Source organism: Nostoc sp. LEGE 12447, from assembly GCF_015206985.1.
Classification (GTDB): domain Bacteria; phylum Cyanobacteriota; class Cyanobacteriia; order Cyanobacteriales; family Nostocaceae; genus Nostoc.
Window position 1 is genome coordinate 155,368 of the sequence record NZ_JADEXT010000003.1, and the last position, 17,363, is coordinate 172,730.

The 17,363-nt window shown below is 40.4% G+C and carries 16 protein-coding genes and 1 pseudogene; 13 read left to right on the plus strand and 4 right to left on the minus strand.

Annotation, left to right across the window (positions count from 1 at the left end):
* Window positions 1-38: 38 nt before the first annotated feature.
* From pstS to IQ274_RS05350, 9 genes are all read left to right on the plus strand, one after another.
* A complete protein-coding gene (gene pstS, locus IQ274_RS05310; RefSeq protein ID WP_194141632.1) occupies window positions 39-1,082 on the plus strand; it encodes a phosphate ABC transporter substrate-binding protein PstS in 1,044 nt (347 codons plus the stop codon).
* A 329-nt stretch (window positions 1,083-1,411) separates the two neighbouring features.
* Window positions 1,412-2,389, plus strand: coding sequence for a phosphate ABC transporter permease subunit PstC (gene pstC, locus IQ274_RS05315; RefSeq protein ID WP_194141633.1), 978 nt, complete (start codon window positions 1,412-1,414; stop codon window positions 2,387-2,389).
* Between the two features lie 52 nt (window positions 2,390-2,441).
* Window positions 2,442-3,323, plus strand: a complete 882-nt coding sequence (pstA, locus tag IQ274_RS05320; protein WP_194141634.1) for a phosphate ABC transporter permease PstA — start codon at window positions 2,442-2,444, stop codon at window positions 3,321-3,323.
* 193 nt (window positions 3,324-3,516) lie between these two features.
* On the plus strand, window positions 3,517-4,296 hold the full coding sequence (gene pstB / locus IQ274_RS05325) for a phosphate ABC transporter ATP-binding protein PstB (RefSeq protein WP_194141635.1): 780 nt from the start codon (window positions 3,517-3,519) through the stop codon (window positions 4,294-4,296).
* A 554-nt stretch (window positions 4,297-4,850) separates the two neighbouring features.
* The gene (locus IQ274_RS05330; RefSeq protein WP_163927552.1) at window positions 4,851-5,630 is read left to right on the plus strand and encodes a phosphate ABC transporter ATP-binding protein; all 780 of its coding nucleotides are present in this window, start codon (window positions 4,851-4,853) and stop codon (window positions 5,628-5,630) included.
* Window positions 5,631-5,815: 185 nt separating this feature from the next.
* Window positions 5,816-7,105, plus strand: a complete 1,290-nt coding sequence (locus IQ274_RS05335; protein WP_194141636.1) for a transposase-like zinc-binding domain-containing protein — start codon at window positions 5,816-5,818, stop codon at window positions 7,103-7,105.
* 81 nt (window positions 7,106-7,186) lie between these two features.
* Window positions 7,187-7,891 (plus strand): SDR family oxidoreductase, encoded by a 705-nt coding sequence (locus tag IQ274_RS05340; protein WP_163927550.1) that lies wholly within the window; start codon window positions 7,187-7,189, stop codon window positions 7,889-7,891.
* 106 nt (window positions 7,892-7,997) lie between these two features.
* On the plus strand, window positions 7,998-9,074 hold the full coding sequence (hppD, locus tag IQ274_RS05345) for a 4-hydroxyphenylpyruvate dioxygenase (RefSeq protein ID WP_194141637.1): 1,077 nt from the start codon (window positions 7,998-8,000) through the stop codon (window positions 9,072-9,074).
* Between the two features lie 103 nt (window positions 9,075-9,177).
* Complete coding sequence (locus tag IQ274_RS05350; protein WP_163927548.1) at window positions 9,178-9,870, plus strand: HAD family hydrolase; 693 nt, start codon at window positions 9,178-9,180, stop codon at window positions 9,868-9,870.
* Window positions 9,871-10,017: 147 nt separating this feature from the next.
* Here the strand turns inward: IQ274_RS05350 and IQ274_RS05355 are convergent, their stop codons facing one another.
* Window positions 10,018-10,647 (minus strand): CPP1-like family protein, encoded by a 630-nt coding sequence (locus IQ274_RS05355; protein WP_163927547.1) that lies wholly within the window; start codon window positions 10,645-10,647, stop codon window positions 10,018-10,020.
* A gap of 622 nt (window positions 10,648-11,269) precedes the next feature.
* On the opposite strand from IQ274_RS05355, the gene IQ274_RS05360 reads away from it, so the two are divergent.
* A complete protein-coding gene (locus IQ274_RS05360) occupies window positions 11,270-11,989 on the plus strand; it encodes a response regulator transcription factor (RefSeq protein ID WP_041565535.1) in 720 nt (239 codons plus the stop codon).
* A 657-nt stretch (window positions 11,990-12,646) separates the two neighbouring features.
* On the opposite strand, the pseudogene IQ274_RS05365 reads toward IQ274_RS05360, so the two are convergent.
* Window positions 12,647-12,838: pseudogene (locus IQ274_RS05365) on the minus strand (DUF2811 domain-containing protein); the annotation flags it as partial.
* On the opposite strand from IQ274_RS05365, the gene IQ274_RS05370 reads away from it, so the two are divergent.
* Both IQ274_RS05370 and IQ274_RS05375 read left to right on the plus strand, forming a co-directional pair.
* Window positions 12,837-13,169, plus strand: coding sequence for a hypothetical protein (locus IQ274_RS05370; protein ID WP_194141639.1), 333 nt, complete (start codon window positions 12,837-12,839; stop codon window positions 13,167-13,169). The pseudogene IQ274_RS05365 and the gene IQ274_RS05370 overlap by 2 nt on opposite strands.
* A 245-nt stretch (window positions 13,170-13,414) precedes the next feature.
* Window positions 13,415-14,686 (plus strand): MDR family MFS transporter, encoded by a 1,272-nt coding sequence (locus tag IQ274_RS05375; protein WP_194141640.1) that lies wholly within the window; start codon window positions 13,415-13,417, stop codon window positions 14,684-14,686.
* Window positions 14,687-14,849: 163 nt separating this feature from the next.
* On the opposite strand, the gene hisIE is transcribed toward IQ274_RS05375, so the two are convergent.
* Both hisIE and IQ274_RS05385 read right to left on the minus strand, forming a co-directional pair.
* Window positions 14,850-15,500, minus strand: coding sequence for a bifunctional phosphoribosyl-AMP cyclohydrolase/phosphoribosyl-ATP diphosphatase HisIE (gene hisIE / locus IQ274_RS05380; RefSeq protein ID WP_114081825.1), 651 nt, complete (start codon window positions 15,498-15,500; stop codon window positions 14,850-14,852).
* A gap of 101 nt (window positions 15,501-15,601) precedes the next feature.
* Window positions 15,602-15,790 carry a ChaB family protein gene (locus tag IQ274_RS05385; protein ID WP_012410442.1) on the minus strand — a complete coding sequence of 63 codons (189 nt, stop codon included), beginning with the start codon at window positions 15,788-15,790 and terminating at the stop codon, window positions 15,602-15,604.
* Between the two features lie 106 nt (window positions 15,791-15,896).
* Between IQ274_RS05385 and hemL the strand changes: the two genes are divergently transcribed.
* Window positions 15,897-17,195 (plus strand): glutamate-1-semialdehyde 2,1-aminomutase, encoded by a 1,299-nt coding sequence (hemL, locus tag IQ274_RS05390; protein ID WP_194141641.1) that lies wholly within the window; start codon window positions 15,897-15,899, stop codon window positions 17,193-17,195.
* The last annotated feature ends 168 nt before the right edge of the window (window positions 17,196-17,363 follow it).

The window sequence follows — 17,363 nt, forward strand, 5'->3', positions numbered from 1 at the left end:
AATTACAGCAGGAAGATATTCCTTTAATCAGAGGTAATATGATTTTTTCGACCACCACCTTGAATCGTGTCGTTGCTACTTCATTGGTGACAACTTCTGTTGCTCTTAGTCCATTTTTTAGTGCGATCGCACAAGCTGAAACTCTCAATGGTGCAGGAGCAACTTTTCCGGCTCCGCTTTACGAACGGTATGCTCGTGAAGTGAAGAAGAAATATCCAGACTTGAAAATTAACTATCAAGCAATTGGTAGTGGCGGCGGTATTCGTCAAGTCATCGCTGGAACCGTTGACTTTGGTGGTAGTGATGCTGCAATGAAAGATGATGAAATTGCTAAAGTCAAGAATGGTGCAATCTTAGTGCCTACAGCAGGCGGTGCTGTTTCTGTTGTTTACAATCTTCCGGGCGTTAATAACCTCAAATTGTCCCGCGCTACACTACCAGCAATTTATTCAGGTCAAATTACCAAATGGGATGACGCGAAAATTAAAGCTGATAATCCAGGTGCTAATCTACCAAATCAAATAATTAAATTTGCTGTTCGTGCCGATGGTAGCGGTACAACTTTCATTTTTACTAATCACTTGAGTGCCATCAGTGGCTATTTCAAAGGCAGAGTTGGAGCTAACACAGCTCCAAAATGGAATTTGCCAAATGTCCTCAAAGGCAAAGGGAATCCAGGCGTAGCTGCTATAGTAGCTCGGACTCCTGGTTCTATCGGTTATGTAGAATATAGCTACGCTGTCCAAAACAACCTCAAATCAGCACTGGTACAAAATAAGAAAGGAGAATTTGTTGCTCCTTCTTTACAATCTGCAAATGCAGCTTTAGCAACTGTTACTTTCCCAGACAATTACCGTGTTTTTGTAGGAGATCCAGGACAAGGTTATCCCATTGTTGGTCTTACTTGGATGATGGTTTACAAACAGTATACTAATGCTGCTAAAGCTGATGCAATTAAGAAATGGATTAATTGGGTATTGAAGGACGGTCAACAGTATAACGATGACCTCAACTACACCAAAATTCCATCTGATGTAGCAAATCGAGTACTTCAAACAGTAAATAGCTCTGTCAAACCTTAATTTGCAATCTTTAGGAATTACGTAGAAAATTTCCCCAAACCCACTTAAAAAGCAATACGTTTCGGTTAATAAAAATTGTAGGTTGGGTGAAGCAAAGCGCAACCCAACAAAGCTATGAAAATGTTGGGTTTCGTTCCTCAACCCAACCTACACAACTACACAACTTTAGGACTTACGTAGAAAATATCCCCCAACCCACTTAAAAAGGGGGATTTTAATGTTCTCCCTTAAAAAGAGGGAATAGGGGGATTATCTTAATAATTTCCTCTCCTAAGAGAGTAAGTTAATAACTCGTTCTAGTAATCAAAAATCTATTTTATTGATTTGTAATGGCAAATTCATCAGATGATTCAAATCTAGGCGATGAAAGTTTCAACCTAACAGGTGTCAGTGGTGCAAATTTCTGGTTTGACCAAGGTTTTACACGGCTAGTATACTTTTTTGCCGTGATTACTGTTGCAGTGTTATTTTTGATGAGTTGGGTAATTTTCTCAGAGGCTCTACCAGCCATCAAACAATTTGGACTGGGGTTTTTGTGGGGAAAAGATTGGGATACAGGTAATCAGATTTTTGGTGCATTCCCCTATATTTATGGAACTCTGGTAAGTAGTGCGATCGCTATTTTATTTGCTGTCCCGGTGGGAATAGCAGTAGCCTTAGTCACAAGTGAAAATTTCTTACCTACATCGCTGCGAACTATCCTAGCATTTGTTGTGGAATTAATTGCAGCAATTCCCAGTGTAATTATTGGTCTATGGGGGATTTTTGTCTTTATTCCAGTTTTAGAACCTCTACAAAAGTGGCTAGCCAGCACTTTTAAATGGATACCACTGTTTAATACAGAAGATCCTTCTGGAACTAATATGTTGACTGCTGGAGTTATTCTAGCCATCATGATTTTGCCCACAATGGCAGCAATTAGTCGTGATGTCTTAATGGCTATCCCTAAAGAATTACGTAGTGCATCTATGGCTTTGGGTGGCACTCGTTGGGAAACAATTTTTCGAGTCTTGCTACCATCGGGATTTTCTGGAATTGTGAGTGCAGCCATGCTTGCTTTGGGACGTGCTTTGGGTGAAACAATGGCTGTCACTATGGTGATTGGTAACTCTGCTCAAATCAGCGCTTCTTTACTCGATCCAGCTTATACAATTCCCTCTGTATTAGCTAATGAATTTGCTGAAGCTGAACCAGGATTACATATAGGTGCTTTAAGCTATTTGGGATTGATTTTGTTTGGATTGACACTAGCTGTAAATATTGGCGCTGTGCTATTGGTGAAGTGGGTTGGCAGGAAAAATAAATGATACTTTCTTATCAATTTAGCAAGACATTTATCAATCAAAATTTGTAAAAATTATGAGTGGTTACATCCAGTCAGAAAGGGATGAATCTTTGGTAGGAGAATTATGCAGTCCTCTGCCAACAGAGCGGTTAATATTTACATACTCAATGAATGCGATCGCCTTTGGTTTTACAGGTCTAGCACTCATTCCTTTGTTATCAATTTTGTGGGAAATTTTCATCCGGGGAATATCTGGACTCAAATCGGAAATGTTTGTCAAAGCAGTGATTGATAATGGCTTTGGCAATGCCATCCTAGGAACCATAATCATGGTGATAATTGGTACTATTTTAAGCATTCCCACAGGGATTATGACAGGAATTTTCTTAGCAGAATTTGGACAAAGCAACATAATTGCTAGTCTTGTTCGTTTTATCACCAGCATTCTTACAGGCGTGCCTTCAATTGTTGTAGGTGTATTCGCTTATGGTGTGATAGTTTTAGTAACTAAAGGATTTAGTGCGATCGCAGGTGGTTTTGCTTTAGCCGTGATTATGCTACCTGTGATTATACTGACAACAGAAGAATCCTTAAAACTGATTCCTGCATCTCAACGCCTCGCCTCTGCTGCTTTAGGTGGAACTCGCTTCCAGACTACTTTTCGCATTGTTTTAACTACTGCAATCCCCGGAATTACTACAGGTATTTTATTAGCTGTAGCTCGTGCTGCTGGTGAAACAGCACCCTTAATTTTTACCGCTTTATTTAGTCTAGATTGGTCAGAAGGATTGTTAAGTCCAACAGCTTCTTTACCAGTATTGATTTTTAACCTCTACAACGACCCCGACCCAGAAAAAAGCCAATTGGTATGGACTACTTCTATAGTTTTACTCGGCTTAATTTTATGTGTCAGCATTCTTTCTCGCTTAGTTATTAGACAGAGAAGAATAAAATGAGCAGAATACAGAATTCAGAAGTCAGAATTAATTAGTAAATGATTACCATTGACTACTAATTTAAAACTATTAAATACTAATAGTATAAAAGTAAAATATGTTTGATTGTTTTCTATTACTATTATATAATTTCGCCTTAATCCTGACTCCTGAATTCTGTTTTTATAATTTTTATTTCGCACCTTAATCAAGCATGAGTAACCTAATTCCAGCTATCAAAGTTAAAAATATCAGCTTTTACTATGGCACCACAAAAGCAATTCAAAAGGTATCAATAGATATTTATCAAAAACAAGTAACCGCAATTATTGGCCCTAGTGGCTGTGGTAAATCTACCTTCATTAAAATTCTTAATCGCATTAGCGAATTAGAAGGGCCTGTGAAAGTTGAAGGAGATGTAGAATTTTTTGGCCAGAATATTTACGCTCCTCGTGTCAACATCAACCGATTACGCCGCCAAATTGGTATGGTGTTTCAAAAACCGAATCCTTTTCCGATAAGCATTTACGAAAATGTTGCTTACGGTATGAGAATAGCAGGTAGGAATTCAAAATTAGAATTAGATGAAATTGTTGAATCTGCCCTTAAAAGCGCTGCTCTTTGGGATGAAGTGAAAGATAAGCTCGATAAATCAGCTTTGGGGCTTTCTGGCGGTCAGCAACAAAGATTGTGTATTGCTCGCGCTTTAGCAGTCAAACCGAAAGTTCTGCTGATGGATGAGCCTTGCTCCGCTCTTGACCCCATTGCCACCATGAAAGTTGAGGAACTCCTTCATAGCTTACAGTCTGAGTTGACAATTGCGATCGTTACCCACAATATGCAGCAAGCCGCCCGCGTTTCTGATTTTACGGCTTTCTTTAGCACCGACGAAACTCGCATTGGTCAAATGGTTGAATTTGGCGCTACAGAGCAAATCTTTAACAATCCACTAGACCCTCGCACTCGCGACTACATTTCAGGGCGTTTCGGTTAAGGTATGTTCTAGCGTGACTTATTGATTTTTGTCGAACTATCTCGCGCTAGAAGATACTCATAAAATGTAGTTTAAAAAAGTTACTAATTTATCTTGATAAATAAACTAACTCTTCACTATACATGAAGGGTATGTGATATTGATATAGAACTCATATTTGATTTTTGAAAAAACTTTATACAACTCAAAAAGCCTTTTTTCCTATTGCCTCTTGCAAACCCACACAAGTAAGTATGGCTACACCACGCCGCGCGAACAAAAATCAAAGCGGATTTCTATATAGCTATTTTAAATCGAACCAGACCAAATCCTTTCTCATAACAAAGGATGATACGTCAATTAAGGGGGAAAAGATAGGCATAAAAAGTCTATAAAAGATAATTTTTGGAACACAGTCTTAAGATGAATATCTAATAACAGTTTATCTGCTGGGTGACTACAGCATAACTACGTAATTTCCATGTATATCTCCTTTTAGGAGTAACATAGTGAAACAGCTGTGCTAATTTGTACTGTTTTACTTAGTTAAGTTTTGTTTTACACGTTTTGGCAATATGAGTAAACTAATTCCAGCCATCAGAGTCAAAAACTTCAGCTTCTCTTACGACACTCAAAAGATAGTTGAAGGCGTGTCAATGGATATTTACCAAAACCAAATCACGGCAATTATTGGTTCTAGCGGTTGTGGCAAGTCTACTTTTATTAAATCGTTAAATCGCATGAGTGAATTAGAAGGAGAAGTGAAGGTTGAAGGAAAAGTAGAATTTTTTGGCCAGAGTATTTATGAGCGTCGGGTTAATATCAATCGCTTACGTCGCCAAGTTAGTATGGTTTTTCCCAAGCCAAATCTTTTTCCTATGAGTGTTTACGATAATGTTGCTTATGGAGTGAAATTGATTGGATGGCATCCGAAAGTAGAATTAGATGGGATTGTTGAATCTGCCATCAAAGCTGCTGAGCTTTGGGATGAAGTGAAGAATAAGTTGCACAAGTCTGCTTTAGAACTTTCTGGTGGTCAACAACAAAGATTATGTATTGCTCGGGCTTTAGCAGTCAAACCAAATGTTTTGTTGATGGATGAGCCTTGTTCAGGTCTTGATCCTGCCGCTAGCATGAAAATTGAGCATTTGATCCATAACTTGCGCTCTGAGTTAACAATTGTGATCGTTACTCACAATATGCATCAAGTTACTCGCCTATCTGATTTTACGGCTTTCTTTCATAGTAATGAAAATCGTATTACTCAAATGGTTGAATTTGGTACTACAAATAAAATTTTTACTAATCCCGTAGATTCTCGCACCCGTGACTATGTTTTCGCCCGCGTTAATTGAAGCGTTTCTTAAAATCTAACTATTCATAGGGCTATGACATAGTGCAGGCGGAAATTAAGGTTGAATTTAATTTTTGCTTATTTTGAGTTCTTCTTGTGTTAGGCGATGCAGACTGATATTGACAGTCTTTTTTTATACTATATACTTAAAGAAAAGTATCTGCCTAGACCACCTGAATCATTAAGATGAAATGTCCTCTGTGCGAATCTACTTCATATTATAAAAATGGTCGTAGCAATGACCAGCAGAATTACCTCTGCAAAAATTGTGGTAAACAATTCTTTGAGCCTTCATTACCTTGTTCCCTGGAAATGGACTTGCTTGCTAACAGCAATGGACATACTAAAGTATCTATGGCTGATGCGTCGGAACTTTCTTTAGTAAAAAACCTACCAGAAGAAAAAATCATAGAGCAAGGTCTTGGCTCTTTTAATTTTATATTAGCTGAAGAACTGCTGCAAACTATATTATCGCCTGATTGCTTAGAATCTGCTGTGTTCAGCCAATTGCTCTTAAGAATTCAGCAAGAAAATGAAATTAGAAATAAGTTAGAAACAGGAATCTCTCTTCTCCTTTTGGATGCAGAAAACTTAAAATTAGATATTAATTCAGAATTATTTTTAGCCAGTATTTGTAAATCTCCTCTTCAAGTTAAAATTGCATTTGCTAACTGGAAAAATCTCAATATTGGGAAGCAAGATATTGAACTATATAACCGTGGCTACCAACTTGTCCATGTGCCTGAAGGTAAAAATAGTGCTGATGCAAAAATGATTGCATTCGGTGCTTCTATTTTACGCTCTTATCCAACAGTTAAAGAAATATTAGTCTGTTCTAGCGATGGAATTTTAAACCATCTTTGTAACGAACTCCAAAATCAAGGATTAATTGTCTATTGGGTACGTAGACAAGGGCAAGATTTGCATATAGACAACCGAAATACTGGCAAAATAACTTATTATTCTTTGTTAATGGCAACAGAAGTTCCATCTTTTGAAAAAGTGATTGAGCCAATTCAAGATTTAATTAAAACTGAAGAGGAATCAATCAATGCTAAATTAAACAGTTTAGTGGATGTTGCAACTTCATTTCAAGAAAGATGCGAGATAAATATTAAACATAATTTAAATCAGCCAGAAAAAGATAAACTAATATATGTTGTAGATAACTCATTTACTGAATGTATTAAAGGCCAAGAGAAACAAGAAGAATTTACGGAAATTTCTAATCGAGAAATATTAGATAAATTACTATTTAAAATTATTCAAGATATACATATAAATTCTCCCCAAACTAAGTTATCTGTGTCTAAGCTAGGTACAGAGCTACGGAAAATAACCGGAGAATCTCCTAATTCAATTATTAAAAAATTAAAGTTAGGTTCCAATTTTACTAAATATCTAGAATCGTCTCCCACATTTACATTAAAAGCTAGTGGCAAAGAATATGAGGTAACAGCACTATTGCGTGAGTAGATACTTTCTGGATGTTTACGTACAACCTGAGCCTGTAATTCAGTATTATGTAAACAGATGTAAAGAAATATAAATATTGCAATGCAGGATAAAGTTGTCGTTATTGTCGGTGCTACTGGTGGTATTGGTTCAGCTTTAACACATAAACTTGCACCCACCGGAGTCCGGTTGGTATTGGCTGCGAGGGATGCAGTTCGTTTAACAACTCTAGCTACTGATTTACCAGGGGAAGTTTTGACCGTTCCCACTGATATTACTGACCCCCAACAAGTAGATATTTTGATAGAAAAGACCATCGCTAAGTTTGGTCAAATCGATATTTTAGTGAATGCGGCTGGTGTAGGTATACTCAAGCCTTACAACAGCCTGGAACCTGCTGATTTAGACAAGATGCTGGATGTCAACTTAAAAGGCAGCTTTTATACTACTCAGGCGGCTGCTGAAGAGATGCAAAAGCGCAAGTCTGGTCACATCTGTAATGTGGTAGGAATTCTTGGCAAGCATTCGATGGGGATGGCAGCAGCTTATTCTGCTTCTAAGTTTGGTGTTGTGGGTTTTAGCAAGTGCATGGCAGAGGAACTCAAGCGTTTTGGTATCAAGTTCACGCTATTCTACTTTGGTGGGGTAGATTCTCCTTTCTGGGATAATGTCAACCTAAAAGTAGACCGGAAAAAAATGCTCAGTCCTGAAACTGCTGCCAATGCTATTTTCTTTGCCCTTTCTGCCGAACCGCAAGCTGTGCCAATGGAAATTAATATTCAACCTGATAGTCATCTATTCTTTTAAAGTAGGAGTACGTATATATAATTCTTGCTTAGGTAAGAAGTGAAAATCTAGCAAAAGAGGCAAAATTCACAGATATATAAGCTGTTATGCTGGATTTTCAATATCTATGAAAATTGATCACGTTCATTTCTATGTAGAAGATGCCAAAATGTGGCGGGATTGGTTTGTACACCATCTTGGTTTTCAATCAGTAGCCGATCGCAACAGTTCGTTTCACACTTGTACAGAAGTGGTGAAAAGTGGTGCTGTTTGCTTTTTTCTATCTTCACCACTGTTACCTACAAGTCCAGTAGCGGAGTTTTTGCGTAAATATCCACCTGGTGTAGCAGATGTCGCTTTTGCTGTGGAAGATGTAGAAGCTGCGATCGCACAAGCTCAAAAACATGGTGCTACAATCCTACAACCCATCCAAGAACGCCAGGTAGGTACGGCATTCCTCAAGTGTGGCAAAATTGCCGCCTGGGGTGGACTGACTCATACATTAATAGAAAGGTCATTTGTCAGCAGTCATTCGTCATTGGTTTTTGACAAAGGACAAATGACAAATGACAACACTTTTGCTGCTATAGATCACATTGTGTTAAACGTGGCAGTTGGTGAATTGGATCGTGCTGTCGCTTGGTACGAAAATATCTTAGATTTTCAACCCCAGCAAGCATTTAAAATTAAAACCAATCGTTCTGCTTTACACAGCCAGGTGATGGTTTCGCATAACGGCAGCGTCCAACTGCCAATTAATGAACCAGCTTCCAAAAATTCCCAAATTCAGGAATTTTTAGATGTCAATCGGGGGGCAGGTATTCAACATATTGCCTTACGGACAACTAATCTGGTGAGTGCGATCGCTAAATTTCGTGCCAGTGGTTTACCTTTGCTCTCAGTTCCCCAAACCTACTATTCACAACTAAAACAGCGTTCAGGACTCACCCTATCACCTCTAGAACTAGAAGCGATCGCTCAACAGGAAATTCTGGTGGACTGGCAAGAATATACTCCCGTAGGTACACAACAAACTGCACCCCTACTACTGCAAATTTTCACCCAGCCTATTTTTGAACAGCCAACATTTTTCTTTGAGTTTATTGAACGCCGTTTCCAAGCTCAAGGTTTTGGCGAAGGTAACTTTCGCGCCTTATTTGAAGCCATTGAAAGCGAACAAATCAAACGTGGTACCCTGCAATAATGGCTGAGTACAAAATATCAATTGAAATTCAGCCAGACTTGATACCCTCAAAAAATAGCCATACATCTGAGATAATTTTAATAAAAATTAACTTTTTCCGCCGATGCTAAGACTGATTACTGACTTCGACGGCCCAATTATTGATGTTTCCGAACGATACTACCGTGTTTATCAATTTTGTTTAGAGAAAACCCGTCGCCCAGATCAAGTAGTGCAAGAACTTCCGAAAGCTGAATTTTGGCAGTTAAAGCGATCGCGCGTTCCCGAAAAACAAATTGCCTTAAATTCCGGTTTAGACGAAGCCCAAGCCCAAGAATTTGCCCAGTTGCGGCGGCAAACTGTGCATACAGAAGCTTATTTCAACTATGACACTCTCGCGCCTGGTGCTGTGGATGCACTGTTAAAAATTCAAGAAGCTGGAATTGATTTGGCAGTTATGACGATGCGCCGAGTTCGAGAACTAGATTATGCTTTTAAAAAACACGATTTAGGGAGATTCTTCCCGGAAAATCGTTGTTATTGCCTGAGTAACGACTACGTTAAAACTCGTGATATTGAAGATAAGCCCTTGTTAATGGCTAGGGCATTGAAAGAACTGCCTTCGGTTACTGATACCTGGATGGTGGGAGATACGGAAGCCGACATCACCGCAGCTAAAAATTATGATATCAAGGTGATGGCTGTGGAATGTGGTATTCGCGATCGCACCCAATTGGAACTTTACCACCCCGACTTAATCGTTAAAGATTTCAGCGCTGCTGTAGATTTAGTCTTAAAACCCAAACACCTTGTCTAGAAAGGCTCTGTAGCTCTCACAGATTGAATTAATCGTACAAATTAAAGCAGGAGTCAGAATACATATTCTGACTCCTAACTCTAGATATTTGAGAAGAACACACATAAACCATGTATTCTTTATGGAAATTTGCTTGCAGCTAGTGGTTTACCGTAGAAAACTACTAACCAACCACAACAATATAAACGTTACTACAGTAGAGAACTGATTCGTTCCCAGATTGGTGAATGATGATATTTGTGGTAAGAGCCAGCTAGCAACTAGTCCCCCAGCGATTAAGCCAATGATTAAACTTATCAGGGTAAACAAAACTGCTCGGCCAAATTTGCCTTCCTTGCGATTGAGAAAGTAAATACTGGTGCCTACCCCAACCACCAATGCTAACTGCAAAATCTGCTCGCCTCCCTCTGGGTAAAACAAGCTGATAGAACTCAAACCAAGAAACCAAGCTCCTGGTAAAAGTATATCCGCAGGTGTTGGCTGATCCAGCATCCGTTGCAGCCATGCAGGTGACTGCTCACGAGGCGTTGGACTTTCTTTAGGAGGTGATTGCACTCGCAACTCTGGAAAACGGATGCGCTCAGGAACTTTAATTTTACCTTCCTGGCGCATCCGTAAGCGATCCATTAAAATCGCATCGTAAGCCGCTTCAATTACTTCTAAATGCTTGGAATCGCCACTATGTTGCTCGAATAGGCGATTACGAGCATCCTGAATTTCATCGAAGCTAGCCTCTTCTGATACCCCAAGTTTTTCGTAGGGATTTTGATCGCTCATGGGAGTTTGTTACTTCAGCCTCAGTCAGCGGCAGTCTTTTGTCGAATAAAAAACAGTTTTAGGTTTTGTTTTAATCGAAACTAAAGTCTCGACCTACTTTTATGCCCTACCAGGATAGTAGCACGGGTTAGTTTGATTGACTTTGTAATTTCAACTATAGTCACTTTAACATATCGCTATAACTCCGTGTATACCCTCATGTCGTTGCTTAATTCTGGCTTTAATCTAGAATTTGAACGGAGAGTACCTAAAATCCAGAGTTTTTATGAAAAAATTCACTTTACTGCTTTCAATTTGGCAAAATTACTGTGCCCTAATAGAATTTTTTTAATTATACTGAATAATCGCTTGTGGTATATATCCGCATATCGATTTAAAATTGAAACGTTTTAAGTTGCCATCTAACTAGAAGTATTACGGCTAAAGTCAGAGCGCCTATCTACTGTGGCTAACAGAAGTTTCGCGTTTTCATCGCCCACATTTCTGATTACAGTATTTATTTGTGAATGATCGGGATTCCCATACCGTAGCCATGTAGATTCTTAGTTAGTCCCAAAGTGGTAACTGCGTTTTTACGCAACCCTCTTGTTAATCTTACGAATTTTTGTGCAAAGTAATGGTCATGGCTCCTGCCAAGATTCTTGTAGTTGACGACGATCCTGCGGTTCGGAATTTAATCCAACGCTTTTTGATTAAACAGAACTATCAGGTGGAGGCTGCCGAAGATGGAAAGACAGCCTTAGCTCTATTTGAGCAATTTAACCCTGATTTGGTGATTCTAGACGTGAATCTACCAGATGTAACGGGGTTTAACCTTTGCCAAGAGATGCAAAGTCGTAATGGTGTTTTTGTTCTGATGTTGACTAGCCGTGCTGACGAAGCTGACAAAATTCGCGGCTTTGCCAAAGGTGCTGACGACTATCTCACCAAGCCTTTTGGGTTGGGAGAGCTAGAAGTCAGAGTCGGAGCGATTTTGAGACGGCAGCGAGTGATAACCACTGCCGAGCAGAAACGCTTGGTATTTGAAAAACTGATGATTGATCCGGTGCGACGGGAGGTAGCACTTAATAACCAAGCAGTACCCTTAACTGCGCTGGAATTTGACTTGTTGCATTTTTTAGCAAGTCATCCAGGTCGAGTTTGGCGACGGGCAGAACTAATCCAAGAGGTGTGGGACTATGAATATGTCGGCGACCAACGGGTTGTAGATGTACATATTGGTCAAATTCGCAAGAAGATTGAAATTGATGCTAGTCAGCCAGCATTAATTCAAACTGTACGTGGCGTAGGGTATAAGTTTGAATCTCCTGCTCACCCCCAACATTTGGAAGCCAAGTCCTGAGTCTATAGTCTAGAGTTTTTTAACTCTTGACTGTTGACTCTTGGAGTAGTGATTAGTGAATTTGTTTAGCTTTAGTAAAAGACAAATTTAGACAATTAAACATAGATAAAATTGCTCAAATACTGGCCAGACAGTTATTTGAAATGTTGGTTGATCAATTTAAGGAAGTGGACAGTAAAGAAAGTCCACTGAAAAATATTTCTTTGGATCTGACTGTTTTAGCAGATATGTGCTTAGGTGAAGTTTTTAGGGGCGCATAGCTTGTCAATTTAACCTGAAATCGGCGCTTAGAAATCGCATCTACACGGGACTTTACCTGCCTTTGCAGGTTTCATCACAAGGAGCTTAAGCCCCTTGTTTTTTCTTGCCCAGGCTCTAAGTTGACACTAATGTAAAAATACGTATACGCAGTAGGAGCAATTCATGAATCGGCCTTGCTGTGTATAGTTTTGAGCAAATTACAGAGCAGAATTTACTGATCCTTTTTATTGTAATATTGCCCCGATATGCTTAATTGCTATTGGATCAAATCCCATTTATGGGGCACGGTTTGCCGTGCCCACATTAGAGTATGAGCGAGAATAACGCCCGTACTTATGGAGTATCTAATAGATTAGCTGTTGCGGGTGAATCGGTACTGGGCGTTTCTACTGAGGAGTGGTGGAATAAAGTTTCCAGATAGACTCGGGCAGCCCGGCGATCGCTATCTCCGTTTTGGAGTAAAAACAATGATAGTGCCGCCGTTAATACCCTATTTTCATCCCAATCAGGATGGGTTTCTAAGTAGTTTTTTAAGGATTCGTGGAGTGTTTCGGGAATTTCTGTAAAGATGCTAACCGTTGATTTCATGAGATTTTCCTCCTATGAGGATAATCAAGAGGGACAAGTTGCTTGCGGTGAAGCGGCTTATGGCTTCCTCACCCTTACGGGTGATGCCTCCGGCACGCCAAGGGCGAACGGTAGTAACTCAAGAGGGGAAACCCCCTTGGCGCTAGCCTCTCCCTTTGGGAGAAGACCGAACTACCTCACCACTCTTTTGCCATCCCGACAATCTACGCCCACATCTCAGGTATATTTTACACATTTGATGCCAACGGTTGAAGGAATTACAAAAGCAAGCCGAATCATTGTGCGCCAAGAGGGGGTGGGTTTGTCAATGCTGCGAAATGTTAAAAACTAATGTATAAAAAATAAATACGAACGAAAGAATAAGCATTAGAGCCTATTTTTCGTTACTTTACTTTATAAAAACTCAGTCCTTGAGGTTCTTCGCCACTGTTAATTAACAATCCCCAGTCAGAGGGTAAGAAGCCCATTAGTTCGTAGTCAACCTGTGGAAAACTGCTAAAATCCCTGTGGAAACCCTGTGGAATGAGTGAGAAAAATAGCAGCCAATGATAAGAATTACAAAAATGTCACCAAACTATGACATCTAAACTCATGAAATTAGCTTCTCAATCTCAGCTATCATCGTGGCTGTCCTCAATACATCCTCAAGTCTGGATTTTTGCCATAGGTAGATTTCTCTCGGAAGTTGGAACCGGCTGTACCCTGTTTTACGCCCCCATTTTTTTTGTGAATGAAGTTGGTTTATCTGCAACCAGTGTTGGGGTAGCCTTGGGTAGCGCCTCGATTTCCGGCATTGTCGGGAGGATTGTAGGTGGTTCTTTGGCTGATTCTGAACACTGGGGTCGCCGCCGCACTTTGTTGTTAGCGACGGCGATTTCAGCAATTGCTTCTCTGGTTTTAGCTACAACCAATGATTTTACTATTTTGGTAATTGGTAGCTTGATTAGCGGTTTAGGTATAGGTTTCTATTGGCCGGCGGCTGAAGCTGTTGTTGCTGACGCTAGCGAGATTGACAATCGCCGCGAAACTTTTGCGATCGCACGACTGGCTGATAATCTGGGGTTAGCGATCGGAATTATGCTTGCGGGGTTTTTGATCGCGATAATTGGGAGTTATCGATGGCTATTTATCATTGATGCCATCTCTTTTCTGATGTTTTTTGGGGTTGTCTATGCGGGAATTAGTAAAACCGAACAACAGCAGATAGGGGAATCTGAAAAGACAGCACATTTTGCTTCTTGGATGGCAGTATTAAGCGATCGCCGTTTCCTGGTCTACATCGCAGTTAATATATTCTTTACAATCTATATTTCTCAAATCCATAGTACCCTGCCGCTTTACTTCAAAAACTTTGTTATCAAAAGTACTACCGAAGGATTTGCTCAAACTACTATTAGCGTTCTATTTGCTTGGCATCTGGTGCTAGCTATCATTTGTCAGTTGCCTGTCACCAGTTTCTTAAAACGTTGTTCTCACACACTGGCACTCACCGTTTCCGCCATTCTTTGGGGAGTTGGGTTTGGACTCATTTGGGTAAGCGGTACTGCCTCATCTGATAATTTAGCTTGGGTAGCATTGGCATTGGGAGTATTTGCAGTTGCAATTGTTTCTTATACCCCATCTGCCGCCTCTTTAGTCACTGAGTTAGCCCCGGAAAATCAACGTGGCGTTTATTTCTCCGTCAATGCTGTGTGCTGGGCTATTGGGTCTTTTATTGGTCATCCCTTGGGTGGATGGGCATTAGATCAACCACCAATTATTACCAATACTTTCTGGTTAGGATTCCCTTTGAGTGTGCTGATTGTCGTGGTGATTTTACAGTATCTCAATCGGATTTTGCCTGAATAGGGGCGCACATTTGTACGCTTATTTAGGCAGGGGAGCAGGGGAGAAAGAAGACTGGATATTTTCCTGGAAAAAGGGTTTCATATCAAGTCCTGCTAATCACTTAATGATTACCGCATCTGTGCAAAAATCGGAAAAGCCTCTTTCTCCCTGCCCCCTTTCCTCCTCATTGACGACGTTCTTGCAACTTACGATACACAGATTTCAAATCAACTTGATGATGAGCTAAGGCAACCAAGGTATGATATAGCAAATCAGCCACTTCACCTGCGATCGCATCTGCTTCATCATCCTTAAAGGCCATTACCACTTCGGCGGTTTCCTCACCAATCTTTTTCAAAATTTTGTTATCGCCACCAGCGAATAACTTACAGGTATAAGAACTTTCTGTCGGATTGTCGCGGCGATCGCATATTATTTGAAACAATTGCGACAACGTATCTCCTGGTGGTGGGACAATATTCCCTTCTATTTGGTGAAAGCAACTGCGTTCTCCAGTATGGCAAGCAACATCTCCTAATTGCTCTACACCTATGAGTAGCGCATCACTATCACAGTCATAACGAATGCTTTGCACTTTTTGAATATGTCCAGAAGTCGCCCCCTTGTGCCATAATTCTTGCCGGGAACGGCTCCAAAACCAAGTTTCTTCAGTTTCTAAAGTTTTTTGTAACGACTCCTGATTCATCCACGCCATCATTAGGACAGTACCATCCAAATAATCTTGGACAATTGCAGGCACTAAACCCCGTTCATCGTAGTGAATTTTTTCAACAGGGATGGCGTAATGTAGCGATCGCAAATCGTTAGAAGACATACCAGCTAGTTTGCTCTAATGAGAATAACTTATGGATTCACGATACCATTCTGAATAGAGCAACTGGTATGTTTTTTTGAATTTAACTATCTTATCTAGCTCTAAACAAGAGCATTGTGTTCCATTGCAGACTGCATTTTTACAGCACTTAAAGCAACTTTATGAGCTTTTGATGCCTCACCATACCAATGGATGGCCGAGTTAAAAGCTGCTCGGTAAAGATCCTGGTATGCTTCAGATAATCGAGTTTGAATATCTAGAGGCAAGTCTTTGTTGGACTTGTATAACATATTGTTATTTTTTTGGTTCAGTTAATTCTATAGGATAGAAATTCTAAGCAATTTTTAACCCTATCCTGAGATAGAGCTTTTTATTGTCCACTGTTAGGAGAGAACCTTGGTAAATACCACAATTAAAACAACAAAATCACAAGAGGTCTTCGCCGCTGCTCAAAACCTCATGCCCGGAGGAGTCAGTTCTCCAGTTCGTGCCTTTAAATCTGTAGGTGGACAACCCATCGTTTTTGATCGTGTTAAAGGCGCATATATTTGGGATGTAGATGGCAACCAATATATAGACTATGTAGGTACTTGGGGCCCAGCTATTTGCGGTCATGCTCATCCAGAAGTAATTGCAGCGTTGCATGAAGCTTTAGAAAAAGGCACCAGTTTCGGCGCTCCCTCAACTCTAGAAAATGTTTTAGCAGAAATGGTCATCGATGCCGTTCCCAGCATCGAAATGGTCAGATTTGTTAACTCTGGAACTGAAGCCTGTATGGGAGTTTTGCGGCTGATGCGGGCTTTCACCAAGCGAGACAAAATCATTAAGTTTGAAGGCTGTTACCACGGACACGCCGATACCTTTCTCGTGAAGGCAGGTTCTGGTGTTGCCACACTTGGCTTACCAGACTCACCAGGAGTTCCAAAAGCGGCAACTAGCACTACTCTAACCGCACCTTACAATGACCTAGAATCCGTCAAAGCCTTGTTTGAAGAAAACCGCGACGAGATTGCTGGCGTTATTCTTGAGCCAGTTGTTGGTAATGCTGGATTTATTGCACCCGACGCAGGTTTCTTAGAAGGATTACGGGAACTCACTCACGAGTATGGAGCCTTATTGGTATTTGACGAAGTGATGACAGGCTTCCGCATTGCTTACGGTGGCGCTCAAGAAAAATTTGGCGTTACCCCCGATTTAACAACCTTGGGCAAGGTTATTGGTGGTGGTTTGCCAGTAGGAGCTTATGGCGGTCGCCGAGATATTATGTCAATGGTTGCCCCTGCTGGCCCCGTATATCAAGCTGGGACTCTTTCTGGTAATCCCTTGGCGATGACTGCTGGTATTAAGACTTTAGAATTGCTGCAAAAGCCAGGTACTTACGATTATCTTGAGCGGATTACTAAAAAGCTAGCAGATGGTTTGCTACAAATTGCTCAAGAAACTGGTCATGCAGCTTGCGGCGGTCAAATAAGCGCCATGTTTGGCTTATTCTTTACCTCTGGCCCAGTTCATAACTACGAAGATGCGAAAAAGTCTGATACAGCCAAATTCGGACGCTTCCATCGGGGTATGTTAGAACGTGGTGTTTACCTAGCACCCTCTCAATTTGAAGCTGGGTTTACGTCTTTTGCTCACACTGAAGAAGACATTGATCAAACTTTAGCAATTGCACGGGATGTAATGTCTAGTCTGTAAGTTGTTAAGGGATTCCCAAATAAACAAGTATCCAGTTACCTCTTGTGGGGTGGGGATATTGTCTACCATTTTGCGGGGTAGGTAATCTTGCCCGCCCCACAAAAATGAATCCTTACTTTAATACCCTTGTTTTGCCCTCTTGGTCATTCAAGAGTGCTGAATCTAAAG